This window comes from Afifella sp. JA880 (assembly GCF_025379905.1).
Lineage (GTDB): Bacteria > Pseudomonadota > Alphaproteobacteria > Rhizobiales > Afifellaceae > Afifella > Afifella aestuarii.
Genome location: NZ_JAOANH010000001.1, coordinates 265,679 through 286,381, shown reverse-complemented (window position 1 = coordinate 286,381; position 20,703 = coordinate 265,679). Strand labels below are relative to the sequence as shown.

Below are 20,703 nucleotides of genomic sequence, written 5' to 3'. Positions count from 1 at the left end.
ACGAGGCCGCAGCTTCATCCCCGCACAGCTCTCAATAGGCGTTCTCGCCGGTGACGAGCCGAATCGGCGTCAAAAGCAGGATGTAGAGATCGAAAAGAACCGACCAGTTTTCGATATAGAACTGGTCGTGCTCGACGCGCCGCTCGAGCTTTTCCTGGGTGTCGGTTTCTCCGCGCCAGCCGTTGACCTGGGCCCAGCCCGTGATGCCCGGCTTGACGCGATGGCGGGCGAAGTAGCCGTCGACCACCTGTTCGTAAAGTTGGTCGGCCGCCTTGGCCTGCAAGGCGTGGGGGCGGGGACCAACGAGAGACAGATTGCCTTTCAAGACGTTGAACAATTGCGGCAGCTCATCGAGACTCGTCTTGCGGATGAAGCGGCCGACGCGCGTCACGCGCGGATCGTCCCGGCTGACGAGCTTTACTGCGTTGAGGTCCACCTGATCGACATACATTGAGCGGAACTTGAAGACCTTGATCAGCTCGTTGTTGAAGCCGTAACGGTCCTGACGAAAGAGAACAGGGCCCCGGCTGTCGAGTTTGATCGCGGCTGCCACCGCCAGCATTACCGGTGACAAGGCGATGAGGGCGAGGCTGGCAAAGACGATGTCGAACATCCGTTTGACGACGGAATCCCATCCCGCGATCGGCCGATCGAACAGATCCAGAAACGGCACCGAGCCTATGAACGAGTAGGAGCGGGGGCGGAACCGCAGGCGCGTCGTGTTCGCGGCCATGCGGATGTCGACAGGCAACACCCAGAGCTGCTTGAGCATTTCGAGGAGCCGGTTTTCGGCCGACAGCGGCAGGGCGATTATCAAGAGGTCGATCTGCGCCTGGCGACCGAATTCGACGAGTTCATCGATTCGGCCGAGCAGCGGATAGCCTTCCTGAATTGCCGGCGCACGATCACCGCCGCGGTCATCGAAAATCCCGCAAATACGGATATCATTCTCCGGTTCGGCGTCGAGCGCACGGATCAGGGACACCGCTTCCGGGCCGCCCCCGACGAGAACCGCGCGACGCTCCAGCAGACCGACGCGAGTCCAGACGCGCACGAGACGTGCAAGCAGCACGCGCGCTGCCGCAAGCGCGATAAAGCCGAGAAAGAACCAGGCGCCGAGCCACAAACGGGAGAAATCGTCCCCGATTTTCAGAAAGAACGCGACCAGTGTGAAGCAAGCGAAGACCACCGCCCAAAGCCCGGCCACACGACCGATATGTTTCAGCGGATGCCTGTAGGCGGGCAGCGTATAGCCTTTGAACGTACCGATAAGCGAGATCGTCAACAAAGGCAGCAGGATGAGCGGAACAAGATAGCGGAGAGCCAACTCGCCTTCGGTTGGAGTGACCCAGAAATTGTGGATCAGGGTGCCGAGGCCCACGAGCGCCGTGAAGTCCGCAAGGCGCAGAAGGACTGCCAGAAAACCAGCCGAGACAGGCCGGTATTTGAGGTTCGCGGCAACGCGGGCTGCGGCGAGGTTGAGGGCCGAGCGACCCGCTCCGGGCCGCTTTGTGCCAGGCTCATTCTCCGCCGGTGCATTGCTCGATGTCACTTTGTAAAATCCCGCTTCGGCCTCGCCGGTAGCTGTCTGTCTTGCGCGATTTTATTCAATCTGTTCCGCCTGCTAGAGTTAATCAACTCGGATCAGAACAGGCGTTCTCCGACATAGACGGTATCGCCGGCACGAATCGGCTGGGTCACAGCAAGGCGGCCTTCGTAAAGGACGCCGTTCAGCTGGCGGCTCAACCGCACCACCCGTTCGTTCGCACGGGGCGTAAAGCCTCCAGCGACCGCGACGGCATTCTCCACCGTCATGCCCGGCACATAGGGATACTGGCCAGGACTGCTCACTTCACCCAGAATGAAGAAGGGACGATACGAGGCGACCTCGACGGTCACGTCGGGATTACGCACGAAGCGGGTCGAAAGCGCCCTCTGGATGCGTCCCTCGAGCTCGTCGGTGCTGGCACCGCGCGCCGCGATCTCGCCGACGAGAGGCATCGTGACGTAGCCGGCCTGATCGACCTTGTAGACGTTGGTGAGCTCGCTCTGGTCGAAGACGACGATGCGGAGTTCATCGCCGGTATCCAGTCGATAGGGCCCTTTGACTGTCGGTGAACCAGTCGCCAACGGTGCCCGCTCGCCCATGCAAGACGCGAGAAGACAAACAAGCGTGATTATAATGGCGACACGAACCGCGTTCATTGCGAGCACCCAACCTGTGACCGGCCGAAATATGCCGCGCCATAGTTAATGCCGCGCTAAAATTGCCTGAAGCTGGAGGTATGCCGTCGTTAACCGCCTCCTAACCGTAATCGACGCATCTTGCCGTCAGCCAGCAAGGAGTCGCCACGCTATGGCCGAGCCGCGTCCTATGGAAATGGACATTTCTGCAATTGCCGCCGCGCTGTGGCGTCGCGCCTGGCTTTTTGGCCTGGTGGCGATCCTGGTGGGGGCAGGAACCTATTTCGGTCTCTCGCTCGTCGACCCGCTTTATACTGGCGACGCACGCATTTTGATCGAGGCGCGGGAATCGCCGCTGACACGGCCTCGCGACTCGGGCGCAGAAAACCTGACGGTCCAGTTGGACGAATCGGCGATTGCGAGCCAGGTCGAGGTTCTGCGTTCGCGCGACATCGCCAATACCATCATCGACAAGTTCGACCTGACGCATCGTCCGGACTTTGATCCGGCTCTCTCACCGTCTCTGATTGATACAGTCTTGATCGCCTCCGGCCTCAAAAAGGGTCCGGCGGAGAACACGATTCGGCAGCGTGTTCTCGAGACTTACTACAAGCACCTCTCTGTCTATTCCGTCGTCAAATCGCGAGTGATTGCGGTCGAGTTCAGCGCGCATGACCCCGAGCTTGCGGCGCAGATCGCAAATGCCGTGGCGGAAGCTTTCGTGAACCTGCAAAGCGAAGCCAAGAGACAGTCGACCTCGGCCGCAACGGCTTGGCTGCAAACGGAGATCGACCGCTTGCGCGAGCGCGTAAAAGAGGCAGAAGGCGCGGTCGCAGCCTACCGATCCGAGAACAACCTTTTCGACGTCAATACGTCGAGCCAGCCCGAAACGACACTACAGAAACAGGATCTGAGCGAGCTCAATGCTGAGCTCGGACGGGCCAGAGCCGCACAATCGGAAGCCCAGTCGCGAGCCGAATTGCTCCGGTCGCTGTTACGCGAAGGGGGCTCCTTCGATTCCGCCGAAGAGGTTTTGAATTCACAGCTGATCCAGCGGCTCCGCGAGCGGCAGGTCGCCTTGCGCGCCCAGATTGCCGAGCTCTCGACCAGCCTCATGCCGCAGCATCCGCGTCTGCAGGCCCTGCGGAGCCAGCTTGCGGATCTGGATGGGCAGGTCCGTGCCGAAGTTCGCAAGATCCTGCAATCGCTGGAAACAGCCTCGCGCGTCGCGAGCGCCCGGGTCGATACCCTCGAAGCAAGGCTGAACGAGACAAAGGCCGCCGTTTCTCGCTCCAACGAGGAAAGCATCGAGCTTCGCGCGCTGGAGCGCGAAGCCGCCGCGCAACGCGATCTCCTGGAGACCTTCCTCGCGCGCTACCGGGAAGCGGCCGCGCGCACCGATTCGAATTATCTGCCGGCCGACGCACGGATCATTTCGCGGGCGATCCCGCCGCGGCGTCCCTCCTGGCCGAAGAAAGGGCTGCTGACGGCCGCAGCCGTCCTCGGTTCCCTGTTCCTCGCCATGGCCATCGTCATCGTACGCGAATTCGCTTCTGGTCGTGCGTTTCGTCCACTGGATGACATCGAGGTGCCGCCGGCCGGAGAGGTTCCGGCAGAGCCTCTCCTTGTCCTGGGCGCGATTCCCCCGGGCGGAACGCCGAGCCTCGATGCGGCGAAGGAAATCCCAGGCCTGGCTGAGCTCGCCGATCTCATTGCGACGGAAGGACTGAAAACGGTCCTGTTTGCCGGAGACGGTGGCCCAACTGCTGGCGATGCGGCCTTGGGTGCATGTCGGCTTGCGGTCCGTACGGCCTCGTTGCGCATCATTCTGCTCGATATCGGGGTCGAACCGGCCTCGGCGCTCGACCGCGACGGAGGCCCCGGCCTGGGCGATCTGTTAAGCGGGGATGCGCCGTTCGGCGACGCCATCCGCCTCGACGGCGATAGCCGCGTCCATTTCATCCCTCTCGGCTCGATGGCCGAGGATCCGCCCTTGCAGCGCCTCAGCCTCGTCATCGGAGCCTTGAGCAACACGTATGACCGTGTGGTTCTTCTGGCCGACCGTTTCGAGGATTGGCCGAGCGACTACGTGCGGCCGGATCTCGCTGTCCTCGTCTGTGACGAAGACATGGGCGCGGAGGCACGCCGCAGACTTCACCGGCAGGCGATGGAGGCGGGTGCGCGCAACGCCATTCTTCTGCAGCGCTCGAGTGAAGAAGGTGCGGAGCCGCAGGCGGCGGAAGAGGCGGCCTGAAAGGCCGTCGCAGCACTTACCGAAAGCGGGGGCAAGAGGTGAGCCGACGTCACCAGGCGATTCACGCGGCGCTGAAAACTCTCGCCGCCAGCAAGGCGACGCGATGGTTGCCGGCGGACCCCAAGAGCAGCGGGCTCGTTCTCACTCTTCACGAAGTGAAGCCGGGACTTCCCGCTGCGTTCGCGCCCAATGCCGGGCTCGTAATCGCGCCCGATTTCCTGGATGCGCTTCTGAGGCTCCTAAAGCGGGCGGATCGGCGGATCCTGCCTCTTGGCGAAATGGTGGCCAACCAGATCGCGGGACGTGCGTCGCCGAATGATGTGGCGATCACGCTCGATGACGGCTTCCGTAACAATCTCGAAGAGGCGCTTCCTGTCTTCCAGCGGCATCAGGCGCCGTTCACCGCCTTCATCTGCGCAGGCTTTTGCGATCGTAGCGCTGCACCCTGGTGGGTCGCTCTGGAACGCATGATCGCAGTGCATTCGGAATTCGGTCTGAAAGGCGAGGGGCCGGGGCTGATGCTGACCTCAACGACAGAAGAGAAGTACGCTGCCTTTGCCGCATGGCGGCATGCGCTCCTGTTCGAGCTGGACGGCCTGCGACACCGTGAGGTCATGGCGCGTCTTTACGAAGCTCATGAGTTCGATGAACGAGCGCTGACGGAGGAATTGGTTCTGGATTGGGACGGGGTGCGGCGCCTTGCAGAAGATCCATTCGCGACGATCGGTGCCCACACCATGACCCATCCGGCCCTCGCCAGGTTGCCTGCCGATGGCGCGCTTGCGGAAATCCAGGAAAGTGCCGACCGCATTGAACAGGAGACGGGAAGAAGGCCCGACCTTCTGGCCTATCCCTACGGATTTGCCGGTGCTGTCGGCGGGCGTGAGGCCGAGCTTGCCGCACAGGCGGGAATGACGGCCGCCTTCCTGACGAGGCCCGGCACGCTTCGGCCGTCTTCCGATCCGCGCTTCCTGCCGCGGGTTTCGGTGAACGGCTATTACCAGGATGTCGATTTGCAGGAGGTTTTGCTCGCCCCGGGGCTGTGGCGGATCGCGGAGCCGCTCTTGGAGGCGAAAACTGCGCTCAGGCGCGGTCGGGACGTGCCATCCACCAGATGATGGCCCCGGCCGGGATCACCCAGGCGATACCGGCGACCGCATAATAGGCAAGCTGCACGAGCCCGCTGGTGCCGGGAAGCTTCGCGGCTCCGATCGTCATCGCGGTGAGGCTGTAGAAGATCACCCACACGACAAGAAAAACGGTGCCGATCGGTTTGCGGTATTTCTGGCGCATAGAGGCAGCTAGCCGCAATGGACGTGGTTTTCAATCTCTTGTGCCGGGCCGCGGTGTCGCGTAGGCGAGAACTGGCCCACAGGCATATCAGACGGGACGACGCCGATGTCCTTTGACGACAGCATTTTGCCCTTTGCGCAGAGTTCCTTTGGGCCGCGTTCCGAAAAACTTGGCTCGTCGTGGATGCGGCTGCGCAGCGTCAGGCTTTGGCTGGCGATCCTGACCTTTCTGGTCTTCGTCATGGTGCTTGTGGGGGGCATGACGCGGCTGACCGATTCCGGTCTTTCGATCACAGAATGGAAGCCGGTCGTGGGCGCCGTGCCGCCGATGTCGGACCAGGCCTGGAGCGAGGAGTTCGATCGTTACCGGGCGACCTCCCAATACGAGCTGATGAACCGGGGTATGAGCCTTGGCGAGTTCAAGCGGATTTACTGGTGGGAGTGGACGCATCGCCAGCTGGGTCGGTTCATCGGTGCAGTCTATCTCGTCGGCCTTGTCGGCTTCGCCATCGCCGGGAAATTGACGCTCCGGCTCGGCCTGTGGCTTTTCGCCGGCGGGCTCCTTCTCGGGCTTCAAGGCCTGGTCGGCTGGATCATGGTCGCGTCGGGTCTGAAACCGGGAATGATCGCAGTCGCCCCCGTCAAACTGTCGTTGCATCTGACACTCGCGAGCCTGTTCTTTGCCTTCTTGATTGCCACGCATGCGCGCCTCGGTGGCGCGGAGGCTGTGCGGCGCGCAACCGCCGGCACCGTTGCGGCCTGGCTGATCGCTGTCGCGGCGCTCGTTCAGATCGCCCTCGGAGGCCTCGTCGCAGGCCACGATGCAGGGCTGACCTACAACACCTGGCCGCTGATGGACGGACGCTTCATACCCGCCGGCCTTCTTGCGATGCAGCCGCTTTGGCACAATTTCACCGACAACATCACGACCGTTCAGTTTGATCACCGCATCGGTGGCTACGTGCTGGCCGCACTCGTGATCGGATACGGTCTCTTGCGCCTCGCACTCCGCCGATGGTCCTCGGATCTCGCGCTGATCATGGCCGTCGTCATCGGTCAGGTGGCTCTCGGAATTATGGCGCTCATTCTCGTCGTTCCCTGGCCGATCGCACTCGCCCATCAGGCGATGGCGCTGATTCTGTTCGGTCTGCTCGTGCGGCATGCGGCACGGCCCGCTTCCAGTTGAGCATCTTGACCTGCCGGAGCTGGTAAGCGACTGTCGTCGCTTGGAGATTTCGAATGAATGACATGACGCCGGTGACAATCGGCCATTCCGCCTGCCCGCACGACTGCCCTTCGACCTGTGCACTTGACGTGGAAATTTTGCCTGACGGGCGCGTCGGCAGGCTCAGGGGCAATTCCGAGAACGATTATACGGCTGGCGTGATCTGCGCCAAGGTTGCGCGCTACGCGGAGCGGCTGCACCACCCGGACAGACTCACCAAGGCCCTGAAGCGCAAGGGCGCCAAAGGGGATGGCACGTGGCAGGAAATCTCAGTCGAGGAGGCGCTCGACGAGATTGCCGAGGCTTTCGTCAAGGCCGAGGCGAGACACGGGTCCGAAGCCGTCTGGCCCTATTATTATGCTGGGACGATGGGGCTGGTGCAGCGCGACGGGCTCGACCGCCTTCGCCACGTCAAGCGCTATTCCGGAGAGTTCGGCTCGATCTGCACCAACATGGCTTGGACGGGCTATGTGGCGGGAACCGGCAGCCTGACCGGACCCGACCCGCGCGAGATCGCAAAAGCCGATCTCGTCGTCATCTGGGGCACCAACGCGGTCGCGACGCAGGTCAATGTGATGACCCATGCGACGACAGCGCGGAAGACCCGGGGAGCGAAGCTCGTCGTCGTCGATGTCTATGAAAACGCTACGATGCGGCAGGCCGACCTTGCTCTGTGTGTCAGACCCGGCACCGACGCAGCGCTTGCCTGCGCCGTCATGCATATTCTCTTCCGTGACGGTCATGCCGACTGGGACTATCTTAATCGCTTCAGCGATCGTCCGAAGGATTTTGCCCGCCACCTTGAGGACAAGACGCCGGAATGGGCATCTGCCATCACCGGTGTCACCGTCGAGGACATCGAGACGTTCGCCGCCTGGATCGGCAAGACGCCCAAAACCTTCATGCGCCTCGGTTACGGCTTTACGCGCAGCCGCAATGGCGCCGTCGCCATGCACGCCGCCTCATGCATCGCCACCGTCACAGGCGCCTGGCGCCATGAGGGGGGCGGGGCCTTTCACAACAACGGCGGGATTTATCATCTCGACGAGACGATGATCGCAGGTCTCGATCGCCTGGATCCCTCCGTGCGCATGCTCGACCAGTCGCGCATCGGTCCGATCCTCTGCGGCAACGACGCCGATCTGAAGGGCGGTCCTCCCGTCGGCGCCATGCTCATTCAAAACACCAACCCGATGAACGTGGCGCCTGACCAGGAACAAGTGCGGCGAGGCTTCCTACGCGACGATCTCTTCGTTGCCGTGCATGAGCAGTTCATGACGGACACCGCAGAGATGGCCGACATCGTCCTGCCGGCGACGATGTTTCTGGAGCACGACGACATCTACAAGGGCGGAGGTCACCAGAACATACTATTCGGACCGAAGCTCGTCGAACCGCCGCACGGCTGCCTCACGAACCATCAGGTCGTGACGGGCCTCGCAAAGCGTCTTGGCGCCGAACATCCCGGCTTCGCCATGAGCGCACGCGAGCACATCGACTGGCTGCTCAAGGCCTCAGGCTGGGGTGACCTCGCGAGGCTTGAAAAGAACAAATGGATCGATTGTCAGCCGGGCTTTGAGGAGGCGCATTATCTCAAGGGCTTCGGCTTTCCCGACGGCAAGTTCCGTTTTGCGCCGGATTGGGGTCGTTTCGCTGCGCCGAACCGTCCCCAGGACGGCAAGGCGCTCGGCCCATGGGAATCTCTGCCGGAGTTTCCCGATCAGTGGGAGGCAATCGAGACGGCCGATGAGGAGTATCCGTTCCGCCTCGTCACCGCGCCGGCCCGCTCATTCTTGAATTCCACCTTCTCCGAAACGCCGTCGGGCCAGACGCGCGAGAAGCGGCCCGAGGTGATGATGCATCCGCTCGACGCGGAGGCTGCCCACCTGAATGACGGAGATCTCGTGGAGCTCACCAGTCGGCGCGGCGCCTGCCGGCTGCATATGCGGCTGAGCGACGGCCAGCAGCGCGGCACTCTCATTGCGGAGGGCATCTGGCCGAATTCCGCGCATCAAGGAGGGCGCGGCATCAATGCCCTGACAGGGGCCGATGCGGTTGCGCCTTATGGCGGTGCAGCCTTTCACGACAATGCGGTGCGAATTGCGCCCTGTGTTGCGGTGACGCCGCTTGACTGAATCGGGAGTGCAGAGAATATCGCGCCTCCTTTTTCGGAGATCAAAGATGCGCGTCTCAGCGGTTCCTGCTTTCGTTTTTGCCACGCTTGCGCTGGCGGCCTGCCAGGGAGGTTCCGCACCTACGACCCTGCCAGCCGGCATGACGCATGAAACGGTGCGCAATCGTCTCGCCGACGCGTGCGTTTACGCCGAATGGCGCAAGCGGGAAGGAGATGCGCTGAAGACCGTCACACGGGATTGTTCGTGCCTCGCCAAGCGGCTGGAGCCGCAGATGAGCGAACCCGAAGCTGCCGCCTTCGTCGCAACAGGTCAGATCCCGAAGACGACCCAACCCAAATACGTTCAGGCTTTCGAGACCTGCACCCGCTGAGGCAGCTGATTCTCAATCTCGTGGGGCATCGGAGGGCACGATCAAAACGCTGTCCTCCGGCGTCGGCAGCCCCTCGAGAATGACCTTCTCGGCCACGACCCGGGCTTTGCGCCCGGCAACCCAGGAGAGCGCAAGCGGATAGATCCGATGCTCGGCTGAGAGGACGCGTGCGGCCAGGGTTTCTGCAGTGTCGTCGGCAAGCACCGGCACGGCACCTTGAACGATGATCGGTCCATCGTCCATTTCTGCACGGACGTAGTGGACCGTTGCCCCGTGCACGCGCACGCCTGTCGCCAGCGCACGTTCATGCGTTCGCAGACCCCGAAAGGACGGCAGGAGCGACGGATGGATGTTGATCACCCGATTGCGCCATCCCTCGACGAATTCATCGGACAGAAGGCGCATGAAGCCCGCCAGACAGATGAGTTCAATTCCAGCCTCGCGCAGCATCGTGTCGAGTGCGGCTTCAAACGCCTCGCGGCTTTCATAATCCCCATGCGGGAGGACCGCGGTCGCAATGCCCGCATCGGCGGCATAAGCGAGACCGGCAGCGTCCGCGCGATTGGAAAGGACCAGTTCGATCGAGGCGGGAAAGTCGGGCTTTTGCGCCGCATCGACGAGGGCGCGCATATTGCTGCCGCGCCCGGAAATCAAAATCGCTGTTTTCACTGTTGCTTCTCGTCCAGCGCGAGCTTGCCTTCGAACACGACGGCGGCGTCTTTTCGTGGCTCGATCTCGCCGAGACGGAAGGTCTTTTCACCCGCTGCCGTCAGATGCGCCGTGATCCCCTCAGCCGCATCGGCTTCTGCGATGACAACCATACCCACACCGCAATTGAACGTGCGCAGGAGCTCGGCCTCTTCGATCGGCCCGCTCTTGGCGAGCCAGGGGAAAACCGGAGGCAGCGGGATCTCGTCGAGATGGATGCGGACCGCCTGCCCATCGGGCAAGACTCTTGGCAGGTTCTCCGGCAATCCGCCGCCAGTGATATGCGCGAGCGCTTTGACGGCGCCCGTCTCCCGGATCGCCGAAAGGAGAGGGCGGACATAGATGCGGGTCGGCTCCAAAAGCGCCTCCGCAAGGCTCCTTCCAGGCTCAAACGGTGCCGGAGCGTGCCAGACGAGGCCGCTTTTCTCGACCACGCGACGGACCAGCGAAAAGCCGTTCGAATGAACGCCGCTCGAACCGACGCCGATCACCACGTCTCCGGCCTTCACCGCGCGTGGCAGAATCTCTTCCCGTTCGACGGCCCCGACCGAGAACCCGGCGAGATCATAATCTCCGGCGGCATATAGCCCCGGCAGTTCCGCCGTCTCGCCGCCGACAAGGGCGGCACCCGCCTGTCGGCACCCTTCGGCGATGCCCGCGACCACGGATGCCGCCTCGTCGACCGAGAGAGCTCCGGATGCGAAATAGTCGAGGAAGAAGAGTGGCTCTGCGCCCTGCACGATCAGATCGTTGACGCACATCGCAACGAGATCGATCCCAACCGTGTCGTGATGTCCGCTCTCAATGGCGATTTTGAGCTTTGTGCCGACGCCATCCGTCGCCGCCACCAGCACCGGATCGCGGTAACCGGTTTCCTTGAGATCGAAAAGCGCGCCGAACCCGCCAAGTCCGCCCATGACGCCGGCACGCTCGGTGCTGGCGGCAAGCGGCTTGATGCGGTCGACGAGCGCTGCGCCCGCGTCGATATCGACGCCGGCCTGGCGATAGCTGAGTTTGGTGCGGTCTTCCCCCATGGCACGAAAGCGGGTAGAGGCGATAGCCTGATTTTGCAAGCGGCGTTGTGCCATTAGGCACTGCGTTTTGGCCCCAGGCACCGTTCTCCTTGACCCTTCCCAACTTCATCACACTCGCGCGGCTCGTCTCCGTTCCGTTGATCGTCTGGTTGATCGTGATCCAGAATTGGACGGGCGCGACCGTCGTCTTCGTTCTCGCAGGGATCAGCGACGGCATCGACGGCCTGATCGCCAAACGCTTCGGTGCGTCGTCCGATCTCGGCGCCTATCTCGATCCGATTGCCGACAAGGCGCTCCTCGTCTCGCTGTTTCTCGTGCTCGGGTTCCAGGGCGTTCTGCCGCCATGGCTGATTATCCTCGTCGTCAGCCGGGACATTCTCATCGTCGGCGGCGTGATCCTCGCCTGGATGCTCGTCAATCCGATCGCGATGCGGCCTCTCTGGGTGTCGAAATTCAATACGACCGCCCAGATCGTTCTCCTCGCGCTGGTTCTGGCCGAACACGCCGGCATCAAATCGCTTTCGATCGCAATCTGGCCGATGATCATCACAACGGCCGGCTTGACCGTCGGCTCCGCCGGTGCCTATCTCGCGGAGTGGCTGCGCCACATGGCCGGCGAGGAGCCACAGCGGGAGGAAGGCTGATGACGGCCCAGCGTCAGGCGATCTTCTGGCTGGGAGCGCTCGCCGCTCTTATCGTTTTCCTTTGGCTTTTCAGCGGCATTCTATTGCCGTTCTTGCTCGGTATGGCACTCGCCTATTTTCTCGATCCGGTGGCGGACTGGCTCGAGCGGCTCGGCATGAACCGCCTTCTGGCGACGCTCGCGATCCTGATCTTCGCGCTTTTGCTTTTCGTCGTCGTCCTGGTCGCGATCATCCCGCCACTGATCGGGCAGGCGAGCGATTTCGCCGACAGGTTGCCCAGTCTCATCGAGCGTCTGCGGCATCTCGCAAGCGAGGTATTCGCGTCCCCACTCGCCAAGTATCTTCCGTCAGGCGGAGAATTCGATGTCGAACCGCTTCTGAAGAGTGCCGCCACCTGGATGGCGGGCCTGGTCTCTTCGCTTCTCGCCGGCGGTCAGGCACTGATCAGTGTCGTCAGCCTGTTTATCGTGACGCCCGTCGTTGCCTTCTACCTTCTCTACGATTGGGACCGGATGGTGAAGATGGTCGACAGCTATCTTCCGCGCGACCACGCCGATGTCATCCGAGAACTGGCGGCGGACGTCGATCAGGCGCTCTCAGGTTTTCTCCGAGGGCAGGGGCTCGTTTGCACGCTCCTGGGCGGCTTCTACGTCGTCAGCCTGACCGCGGTCGGGCTCAATTTCGGGCTTCTGATCGGCGTCGTCGCGGGCGTCATCAACTTCATTCCCTATATCGGCTCGACCGTGGGCTTCATTCTGGCTGTCGGCGTGGCGCTCGTGCAGTTCTGGCCGGAATGGCCCTGGATCGTCGTGGTCGCGGGCGTGTTCGTCACAGGGCAGGTCGTCGAAGGCAACCTTCTGCAGCCGCGTATCGTCGGCCATTCCGTCGGTGTGCATCCCGTCTGGTTGATGTTTGCGATGTTCGCCTTCGGTGCGCTGTTCGGCTTCGTCGGCCTTCTGGTTGCGGTCCCCGTCACGGCCGCCATCGGCGTGCTTGTCCGCTTCGGCCTCGAGCAATACCGGGAGAGCCGGATCTATCTCGGCACTGGCGATCCGCCGCCACCACCTCCAAGCGAGCTGCAGTGAACGCCATGATCTCGCAACGTCAGATCCCGATCCCGCTCGCACATGAAGCCGCCTACGACAGCGACAGCTATCTGGTGACGGAAGCGAACCGCGCGGCCTACGAGGTCATCATGAGCTGGCCGAACTGGTCCGCGCCAGTCGTGCTGTTGTGCGGACCGGAAGGCTCCGGCAAAACCCATCTCGCCAGCCTTTGGGCGGAAAGAGCAGGAGCCGTGGTCGTCGCGGGCGCGAAGCTTGAAGAGAGAGAGGTGGGCGGCCCCGGCCAGCCCGTTCTCGTGGAAGATGTGGCCGCCGACGAAGTTCCAGAGCGCGCACTTTTCCATCTGATCAACCGGGCGCGTGAAGAAGGTTTTACGATCCTCATCACGGCACGCGAACCTCTCGCGCGTTGGCAGCTGTCGCTAAAAGACCTGATCTCCCGCCTGCGGCTTGCGATCCCAATTTCCATCGACCGGCCCGACGAGCCCTTGTTGCGACAGGTTCTGGTCAAGCTTTTCAGCGACCGTCAGCTTTCGGTGGAGCGCAACGTCATCGACTACATGGTCATCCGGATGGAACGCTCGCTGCGCGAGGCCCAGGCGCTCGTCGCAGCCATCGACGAAGAGGCGCTGAGCGAAGGACGGCGTATCACGCGGCCCCTCGTTGCGCAGGTTCTCGCGAGCCGTGAAAACCAGGTGATCGGCTCCTGAGATGCAAGAGCTCGGTTTCCGCGGGTGTCATCCAAGTGTTACGCTCCGCTGCGATCACGCGGTTCGCAGACTGAGAGAGGATCGATGGAAGAGAGCCCGATAGCCACTGATACGGTTGATTCCGAAAATGGTACGATCGCCGTATCGACCAGCGAGCTTCTCAGTGATCCCAAGCGCTTCATCAATCGCGAGATCTCGTGGCTCGAATTCAACCGCCGTGTGCTCGAGGAATCCGAGAACCCAAATCACCCGCTCCTGGAACGGCTGCGCTTTCTGTCGATCTCAGCAAACAATCTCGACGAATTTTTCATGGTCCGCGTCGCTGGTCTGAAGGGGCAGGAGCGCGAGAAGATTGCAACCGTCAGCGCTGATGGGCTGACGCCGTCGCAGCAGCTCATGGAGATCGACCGCAAGGTCGAGGCGCTGGTCAACGATCAGCAGGCGCAATGGATCGTTTTGCGCGAGCTCCTCGACAGGGAGGGGATTTCGATCGTTCGCGGCGAAGAGGTCACCTCAAACGACGCCGAATGGCTTGCCGAATATTTCATGGAGACGGTCTTTCCGGTCCTGACACCGCTCGCCATCGATCCGGCGCATCCGTTTCCCTTCATTCCGAACCTAGGCTTCACGCTTGCGCTTTCCCTAACCGACCCGGTCCATCATCGCTTCATGCGCGCGCTGGTGCGCATGCCGCATACGCTGTCTCGCTTCATCCGCCTGCCGCGCCAGGACGAGAAACATCCGACACGCTTCATCAGCGTGGAGGAGACCGTCGGCCTTTTCATAGACCGGTTGTTTCCTGGCTATGAGGTCGTCGGAAAGGGCGTCTACCGGGTCATTCGCGATTCCGATATCGAGATCGAGGAAGAGGCGGAGGATCTCGCCCGCCTCTTCGAGCGCGCGCTCAAGCAGCGCCGCCGCGGTTCGGTTATCCGACTGGAGGTCGAATCCTCGATGCCGGAAGATCTGCGCGCGGTCGTCCAGCAATCCCTTTCCGTCGACAATGACGAGGTCTACGTCATTCATGGCCTGCTCGGGATCAAGGATCTCGAACAGCTCGTCGGGATCGACCGCCGCGATCTCAAATTCAAGCCTTACACGCCGCGCTTTCCTGAGCGGATCCGCGAGCACGCGGGTGATTGCTTCGCCGCGATCCAGCAGAAGGACATCGTCGTCCATCACCCGTACGAATCCTTCGACGTCGTGGTGCAGTTCCTGCGCCAGGCGGCGAGCGATCCGGACGTGATGGCAATCAAGCAGACGCTCTATCGCACATCAAACGACAGCCCCATCATCAAGGCGCTGACGGAAGCCGCCGAGGCGGGGAAATCCGTAACGGCGCTGGTTGAGCTCAAGGCACGCTTCGACGAGGAAGCCAACATCCGCTGGGCGCGCGATCTGGAGCGCGCCGGTGCGCAGGTCGTTTACGGGTTCATGGAACTCAAGACGCACGCCAAGCTAAGCCAGGTGGTGCGTCGCGAGCCGAACGGCCTCGTCAGCTATGTGCATATCGGCACAGGCAATTATCACCCGATCACGGCCAAGATTTACACCGATCTTTCCTATTTCACCGCGGATCCCGCGATCGCTCGCGACGTCGCCCGCGTCTTCAATTTCATCACCGGCTATGCCCCGCCGCAGGACGTCGTGCGGCTCGCCGTGTCGCCCTACACGTTGCGCTCCCGCATCCTGGAGCATATCGACGCCGAGATCGGGCACGCGGCAGCAGGGCGTCCCGCCCGCATCTGGATGAAGATGAACTCGCTCGTCGATCCGCAGATCATCGATGCGCTTTATCGGGCGAGCGGCGCCGGGGTGAAAGTCGAGCTCGTCATCCGGGGCATTTGCTGCCTTAGACCCGGGCTTCCCGGCCTGTCGGAAAACATCCGTGTGAAATCGATCGTCGGCCGTTTCCTGGAGCATTCGCGCATTCTCTGTTTCGGCAACGGCCACGGCCTGCCCTCGGACGAGGCGCTGCTTTATATCGGCTCCGCCGACCTGATGCCCCGCAACCTCGATCGGCGCGTGGAAACGATGGTGCCGATCACCAATCCGACGGTGCATATGCAGATCCTGGACCAGATCATGGTCGCCAACCTGAAAGACAACCAGCAAAGCTGGGAAATCCTCTCTGACGGCACCTCCCGGCGCATCGAACCGGAAGAGGGAGAGGAACTCTTTAACGCCCACCGCTATTTTATGACCAATGCAAGTCTCTCCGGCCGTGGAAAATCGCTCAAATCCGACACACCCCGCACCTTCGCCGACCGGCTTGATAATTGAGCCTGACGCGCCCGGCCGCATTGCCGGCTATGGGCCTATCGCCGTCATCGACATCGGCTCGAACTCGGTTCGTCTCGTTGTCTACGAGCGAATGGCGCGTTCACCGACGCCGCTCTTCAACGAGAAGGTTCTCGCAGGATTGGGCGAGGGCGTCGCGACCTCGCGCCGCCTTTCGGATGTGTCTGTCGACAAGGCCCTTTCCGCGCTGAGACGCTTTGCAGCTCTCTGTCGTCAGATCGGTGTTGTGGAACTGAGCGTTCTCGCCACGGCCGCGACGCGCGAAGCGGAGAACGGCTCGAAATTCATCGCCAAGGTGCGGGACATCTGCGGCTGTGACGTCACCGTACTCACGGGTCCCGCGGAAGCGCATTATGCGGCCCTCGGCGTGGTCGACGGCTTTGAGGTCCCGGAAGGCGTCGCGGGTGATCTAGGCGGCGGCAGCCTGGAACTCACGAATGTCCGCGGCACACGGGTCGGCGATGGCGAAACATTTCCGCTCGGCGGCCTGCGTCTCAAGGACGATTCCGGCGGAGATCTCAAAGCTGCCAAAAAAATCGCTCGTGCGGCCTTGGAAAACTCCAAGGCCCTTCAGCATATGGAAGGCCGCACCTTTTATGCGATCGGCGGGACCTGGCGGTCGATTGCCAAACTGCACATGCGCCAGACCGGCTATCCGCTTCACGTGATGCACGGCTACACGCTGGAGACCGAACGCAGTCGAGATTTCCTGAAGAGTCTTTACCGGCAGCCGGTCGCATCGATCGATTCCATCGACGCCGTCTCCAAGCAGCGACAACCGCTCCTGGCATATGGCGGCCTCGTCTTGTCGGAGCTGGTGCGCGCCGGCAAACCCGCCCGCATCGTGATCTCCGCTCTCGGCCTGCGCGAAGGCTTTCTCTATTCCCGCCTGCCGGCCGAAGAGCAGGAAAAGAATGCGCTCATCGCCGCCGCCCGCGAACTCTGTTTTCTACGCTCCCGCTCGCCGGCGCATTCAGAAGAGCTGATCGCGTGGACGGGCGATGCGATGAGAGCGCTCGGCATCGACGAGACGAAGGAAGAGGAAAGGTTGCGGGCTGCGTCCTGTCTGCTCGCGGATATCGGCTGGCGTGCGCATCCCGATTACCGGGGCGAGCAGAGCCTGAATATCATTGCCCATGCGGGCTTCGTGGGTGTCGACCATCCCGGACGCGCCTATCTCGGCCTCTCGGTCTACTACCGCCATTCTGGCCTGTCGGACGATGAACTCGGACCAGGTCTTCGGGAGATCGTTCCGACGCGCTACAAGGAGCGGGCGAGGGCGCTCGCCGCAATCTTTCGCGTCGCCTACCTCGTTTCGGCCTCGATGCCGGGGGTGGTGCCACGCACCGCCTTGCGTCGCACGGACAACGAGCTCCAACTCGTCCTGCCGCCCGATCTCAACGAACTTGCCGGAGGGCGTCTGGAGACGCGGTTGAAGCAGCTGGCGGCTCTCGTTGGATTGGAGAGCCGCATCGTCATAGACGGCTGAGACGTTATTCGGCCGCGGCCTGCATATCTTCGATCTGCACCGCCCGCACACGGCCATTGCCGAGCAGGAGTGCCATCTCTCCCCGCTTCAAGGCGAGGGCCTGGTCCCCGAAGAGCTGCCGTCGCCATCCTTTCATGGCGGGCACATCGGCATGATCATCGGCTGCGATCTTCTCCAGTTCGTCGACCGTCGCGACGAGCCGCGAGGCGACGCCGTGCTCTTCTGAGACCATCTTCAAAAGCACTTTGAGAAGCTCGGCCGAAGCGCTTGCATGCTCAGGAGCAGGCCGCGGTTTCGGGATCGACGGAAGGTCTGCGTCCGGGACGGCGAGAGCCTCTTCGACTGCTGCAATCAACGCCTGAGCGGCGTGTGAGCGCTCGAAGCCGCGGGGCAGGGCGCGCAACCTTGCCATCTGTTCGGCATTGCGCGGCTGCTGCAGCGCGATCTCGTAGATCGCCTCGTCCTTCAGGACACGCTGGCGCGGGACGTCGCGGCTCTGCGCTTCCTTTTCCCGCCAGGCGGCAACCTTCTGCATGACCGCGAGCTGACGTGGTTTCCTCACCCGCATCTTGAGCCGCTTCCAGGCATTCTCGGGATGCGTCCTGTAGGTTTCGACGTCGTTGAGGACGGCAAGCTCCTCGGCGACCCAGTCGCTGCGCTTCTGCTCCTCCAGATTGGCTTTGAGGAAGCGGTAGACGTCGCAAAGATGCGTCACGTCCGAAACGGCGTAATCGAGCTGCTTCTGGCTGAGCGGTCGCCGTTGCCAGTCCGTGAAACGGGAGGATTTGTCGATCCGCACGCCCGTGACGCGATAGACGAGTTGATCGTAGCTGATCTGATCGCCGTAGCCGCACACCATGGCCGCAAGCTGTGTGTCGAAGAGAGGTTGTGGGACAGCACCGTCGAGCTTGACGAAGATCTCCACATCCTGCCGTGCGGCATGGAAGACCTTGGTGACCTTCTCGTTGCGCATCAGCTCGAAGAAGGGTGCAAGATCCAGCCCCTCAGCCAGGGGATCGACGATGACCGCGACCTCCGGATCCGCCATCTGGATCAGGCAGAGGCGAGCCCAGAAGGTGGTCTCACGGATGAATTCCGTGTCGATCGAGACAAAAGGCGAGGCGGAAAAGCGGCGGCAGATCTCCGCAAGCTGCGCGCTGTCGGTGATGACTTGATAATCGTTTTTGGCACTCATTGCGCTGCTCTATAGCGAATCTGAAAGCAGCTGTCGCCACGCTTTCGTGGCGCACCTTAGGAGTTTTTCACGGTTCGCAGGAGGTTTTGCGTGGGCCATCCCGCCGGGTGCCGCTTGTGGGACAAGCACCCCTCCTGAGGCGGCGGCTCCCTTGACACAAGCCCGTGCTTCTGTGCTTCTCCGGCCGAATTTGTCCGTTTCGGACCACTGTCTCAAAACCCGAAAGAAGCGGTATCATGCATCGCTATCGTTCCCACCATTGCGGCGCGCTTCGCGCCAGCGATGTCGGTGAAAATGTTCGTCTCTCCGGCTGGGTGCACCGCGTGCGCGACCACGGCGGCCTGCTCTTCATCGATCTGCGCGATCACTATGGTCTGACGCAGATCGTCGCCGATCCCGATTCGCCTGCCTTCACGAGTGCTGAAAAGCTGCGTGCCGAATGGTGCGTGCGCATCGACGGCGAGGTGAGGGCACGCGCTCCCGAAGTCGTTAATCCGAACCTGCCGACGGGCGAGATCGAGGTTTTTGCCAACGAGATCGAGATCCTCTCCGAAGCGCCGGAACTGCCGATGCCGGTCTTCGGTGAGCCGGAATATCCGGAAGATACGCGCCTGCGCTATCGGTTCCTCGATCTGCGTCGCGACACCTTGCACAAGAACATCATGAAGCGCTCGGCCGTCATTTCGCGTCTGCGCGAGCTTATGGGCGGGGTGGGATTCAACGAGTTCCAGACGCCGATCCTCACGGCCTCGTCACCTGAAGGGGCGCGGGACTTTCTGGTGCCGTCGCGCATCCATCCGGGTAAGTTCTATGCGTTGCCGCAGGCGCCGCAGCAGTTCAAGCAGCTGATCATGGTGGCGGGCTTCGACCGCTACTTCCAGATCGCTCCTTGCTTCCGCGACGAGGATCCGCGCGCCGACCGTCTGCCGGGCGAGTTCTACCAGCTCGACATCGAGATGAGCTTCGTGACGCAGGACGATGTCTTCGCGGCGATGGAGCCGGTGATGCGGGGCATTTTCGAGAGCTTCGCGGACGGCCGCGAAGTGACCCAGGTCTTCCCGCGGATCGCCTACGCCGATGCCATTCGCAAATACGGGACCGACAAGCCGGACCTGAGAAACCCGATCGAGATGCAGGCGGTGACGGAGCATTTCGCCGGCTCAGGCTTCAAGGTCTTCGCCGGCATGATCGAGCGGGATCCGAAGGTCGAAGTCTGGGCTATACCGGCTCCGGGCGGCGGCTCGCGCGCCTTCTGCGACCGCATGAATTCCTGGGCGCAGGGCGAGGGCCAGCCTGGCCTCGGCTACATCTTCTTCCGCAACGAGGCGGACAAGCTGACGGGTGCAGGCCCGGTCGCGAAGAACATCGGTGAAGAGCGGACGGAAGCGATCCGCAGCCAGCTCGGCCTCAAAGAGGGCGACGCCGTCTTCTTCGTTGCCGGCAACCCCAAGGTCTTTGCGGATTTCGCTGGCAAGGCGCGCGACCGTGCGGGCCGTGAGCTCAATCTCATCGACGAGAACCGTTTCGCGCTCGCCTGGATCGTCGATTTCCCGATGTACGAATGGGACGACGAGGAGAAGAAGGTCGACTTCTCGCACAACCCGTTCTCCATGCCGCAGGGTGGCCTTGAAGCGCTCGAGACCAAAGACCCGCTGACCATTCCCGCCTATCAGTATGACTGCGTCTGCAATGGCTACGAGATCGCCTCCGGCGCGATCCGCAACCACAAGGCGGAAATCATGAAGAAGGCCTTCGCGATCGCCGGCTATCCGGAAGAGGTGCTGGAGGAGAAGTTCGGCGGCATGCTGCGGGCGCTCCAGTACGGCGCACCTCCGCATGGTGGCATGGCGGCGGGCATCGACCGTATCGTCATGCTTCTCGTCGGGGCGAAGAACCTGCGCGAAGTGACGATGTTCCCGATGAACCAGCAGGCGCTGGATCTCTTGATGGGCGCGCCGTCGTCCGTAACGCCGAAGCAGCTCCGCGAGCTCTCCATTCGCGTGACGGCACCTCAGGACTGAGGTCGCAAGCTTGAGGTTGGGAGCCGCCAACGGCGGCTCTCCCATATCCTCGATATTTTCCGAGATCACGATGAGCC

The 20,703-nt window shown here is 62.3% G+C and carries 17 protein-coding genes; 11 read left to right on the top strand and 6 right to left on the bottom strand.

Annotated elements, in window-relative coordinates:
* Positions 1 to 31 precede the first annotated feature (31 nt).
* Both NYQ83_RS01395 and NYQ83_RS01390 read right to left on the bottom strand, forming a co-directional pair.
* A complete protein-coding gene (locus NYQ83_RS01395) occupies positions 32 to 1,552 on the bottom strand; it encodes an undecaprenyl-phosphate glucose phosphotransferase (RefSeq protein ID WP_261211677.1) in 1,521 nt (506 codons plus the stop codon).
* A 92-nt stretch (positions 1,553 to 1,644) separates the two neighbouring features.
* The gene (locus NYQ83_RS01390; protein ID WP_409976940.1) at positions 1,645 to 2,205 is read right to left on the bottom strand and encodes a polysaccharide biosynthesis/export family protein; all 561 of its coding nucleotides are present in this window, start codon (positions 2,203 to 2,205) and stop codon (positions 1,645 to 1,647) included.
* A gap of 151 nt (positions 2,206 to 2,356) precedes the next feature.
* Here NYQ83_RS01390 and NYQ83_RS01385 point away from each other — a divergent pair, with 151 nt between their 5' ends.
* Together NYQ83_RS01385 and NYQ83_RS01380 are read left to right on the top strand one after the other, a co-directional pair.
* Positions 2,357 to 4,438, top strand: coding sequence for a GumC family protein (locus NYQ83_RS01385; RefSeq protein ID WP_261211673.1), 2,082 nt, complete (start codon positions 2,357 to 2,359; stop codon positions 4,436 to 4,438).
* A 38-nt stretch (positions 4,439 to 4,476) separates the two neighbouring features.
* Positions 4,477 to 5,556 carry a polysaccharide deacetylase family protein gene (locus NYQ83_RS01380; RefSeq protein ID WP_261211671.1) on the top strand — a complete coding sequence of 360 codons (1,080 nt, stop codon included), beginning with the start codon at positions 4,477 to 4,479 and terminating at the stop codon, positions 5,554 to 5,556.
* Here NYQ83_RS01380 and NYQ83_RS01375 read toward each other — a convergent pair.
* Positions 5,522 to 5,731: a DUF2842 domain-containing protein gene (locus NYQ83_RS01375; protein WP_128294036.1), complete on the bottom strand. Its 210-nt coding sequence runs from the start codon at positions 5,729 to 5,731 to the stop codon at positions 5,522 to 5,524. The genes NYQ83_RS01380 and NYQ83_RS01375 overlap by 35 nt on opposite strands.
* A gap of 105 nt (positions 5,732 to 5,836) precedes the next feature.
* Between NYQ83_RS01375 and NYQ83_RS01370 the strand changes: the two genes are divergently transcribed.
* The 3 genes from NYQ83_RS01370 to NYQ83_RS01360 are packed head-to-tail and all read left to right on the top strand — an operon-like array spanning position 5,837 to position 9,460.
* On the top strand, positions 5,837 to 6,916 hold the full coding sequence (locus tag NYQ83_RS01370) for a COX15/CtaA family protein (protein WP_261211665.1): 1,080 nt from the start codon (positions 5,837 to 5,839) through the stop codon (positions 6,914 to 6,916).
* A 53-nt stretch (positions 6,917 to 6,969) separates the two neighbouring features.
* Complete coding sequence (locus tag NYQ83_RS01365; RefSeq protein ID WP_261211663.1) at positions 6,970 to 9,090, top strand: molybdopterin-dependent oxidoreductase; 2,121 nt, start codon at positions 6,970 to 6,972, stop codon at positions 9,088 to 9,090.
* 46 nt (positions 9,091 to 9,136) lie between these two features.
* On the top strand, positions 9,137 to 9,460 hold the full coding sequence (locus NYQ83_RS01360; protein ID WP_261211661.1) for a hypothetical protein: 324 nt from the start codon (positions 9,137 to 9,139) through the stop codon (positions 9,458 to 9,460).
* A 12-nt stretch (positions 9,461 to 9,472) separates the two neighbouring features.
* Here the strand turns inward: NYQ83_RS01360 and purN are convergent, their stop codons facing one another.
* Together purN and purM are read right to left on the bottom strand one after the other, a co-directional pair.
* Positions 9,473 to 10,129, bottom strand: coding sequence for a phosphoribosylglycinamide formyltransferase (purN, locus tag NYQ83_RS01355; RefSeq protein ID WP_261211659.1), 657 nt, complete (start codon positions 10,127 to 10,129; stop codon positions 9,473 to 9,475).
* Positions 10,126 to 11,202: a phosphoribosylformylglycinamidine cyclo-ligase gene (gene purM, locus NYQ83_RS01350; RefSeq protein WP_261213886.1), complete on the bottom strand. Its 1,077-nt coding sequence runs from the start codon at positions 11,200 to 11,202 to the stop codon at positions 10,126 to 10,128. The genes purN and purM overlap by 4 nt, the downstream gene beginning before the upstream one ends.
* Positions 11,203 to 11,291: 89 nt before the next feature.
* Here purM and NYQ83_RS01345 point away from each other — a divergent pair, with 89 nt between their 5' ends.
* The 5 genes from NYQ83_RS01345 (at position 11,292) to NYQ83_RS01325 (ending at position 17,410) form a co-directional block, all read left to right on the top strand.
* Positions 11,292 to 11,846, top strand: a complete 555-nt coding sequence (locus NYQ83_RS01345; RefSeq protein ID WP_261211657.1) for a CDP-alcohol phosphatidyltransferase family protein — start codon at positions 11,292 to 11,294, stop codon at positions 11,844 to 11,846.
* A complete protein-coding gene (locus NYQ83_RS01340; protein ID WP_261211655.1) occupies positions 11,846 to 12,931 on the top strand; it encodes an AI-2E family transporter in 1,086 nt (361 codons plus the stop codon). The genes NYQ83_RS01345 and NYQ83_RS01340 overlap by 1 nt, the downstream gene beginning before the upstream one ends.
* A gap of 5 nt (positions 12,932 to 12,936) precedes the next feature.
* Positions 12,937 to 13,620: an HdaA/DnaA family protein gene (locus NYQ83_RS01335; protein WP_261213885.1), complete on the top strand. Its 684-nt coding sequence runs from the start codon at positions 12,937 to 12,939 to the stop codon at positions 13,618 to 13,620.
* Positions 13,621 to 13,704: 84 nt separating this feature from the next.
* Positions 13,705 to 15,903, top strand: coding sequence for an RNA degradosome polyphosphate kinase (locus NYQ83_RS01330; RefSeq protein ID WP_261211653.1), 2,199 nt, complete (start codon positions 13,705 to 13,707; stop codon positions 15,901 to 15,903).
* Complete coding sequence (locus tag NYQ83_RS01325; RefSeq protein ID WP_409976939.1) at positions 15,827 to 17,410, top strand: exopolyphosphatase; 1,584 nt, start codon at positions 15,827 to 15,829, stop codon at positions 17,408 to 17,410. The genes NYQ83_RS01330 and NYQ83_RS01325 overlap by 77 nt, the downstream gene beginning before the upstream one ends.
* Positions 17,411 to 17,414: 4 nt before the next feature.
* Here NYQ83_RS01325 and rnd read toward each other — a convergent pair whose 3' ends face one another.
* Positions 17,415 to 18,605 (bottom strand): ribonuclease D, encoded by a 1,191-nt coding sequence (gene rnd, locus NYQ83_RS01320; RefSeq protein WP_261211651.1) that lies wholly within the window; start codon positions 18,603 to 18,605, stop codon positions 17,415 to 17,417.
* A 236-nt stretch (positions 18,606 to 18,841) separates the two neighbouring features.
* Between rnd and aspS the strand changes: the two genes are divergently transcribed.
* Positions 18,842 to 20,626 (top strand): aspartate--tRNA ligase, encoded by a 1,785-nt coding sequence (gene aspS / locus NYQ83_RS01315; RefSeq protein ID WP_261211649.1) that lies wholly within the window; start codon positions 18,842 to 18,844, stop codon positions 20,624 to 20,626.
* Positions 20,627 to 20,703 lie beyond the last annotated feature (77 nt).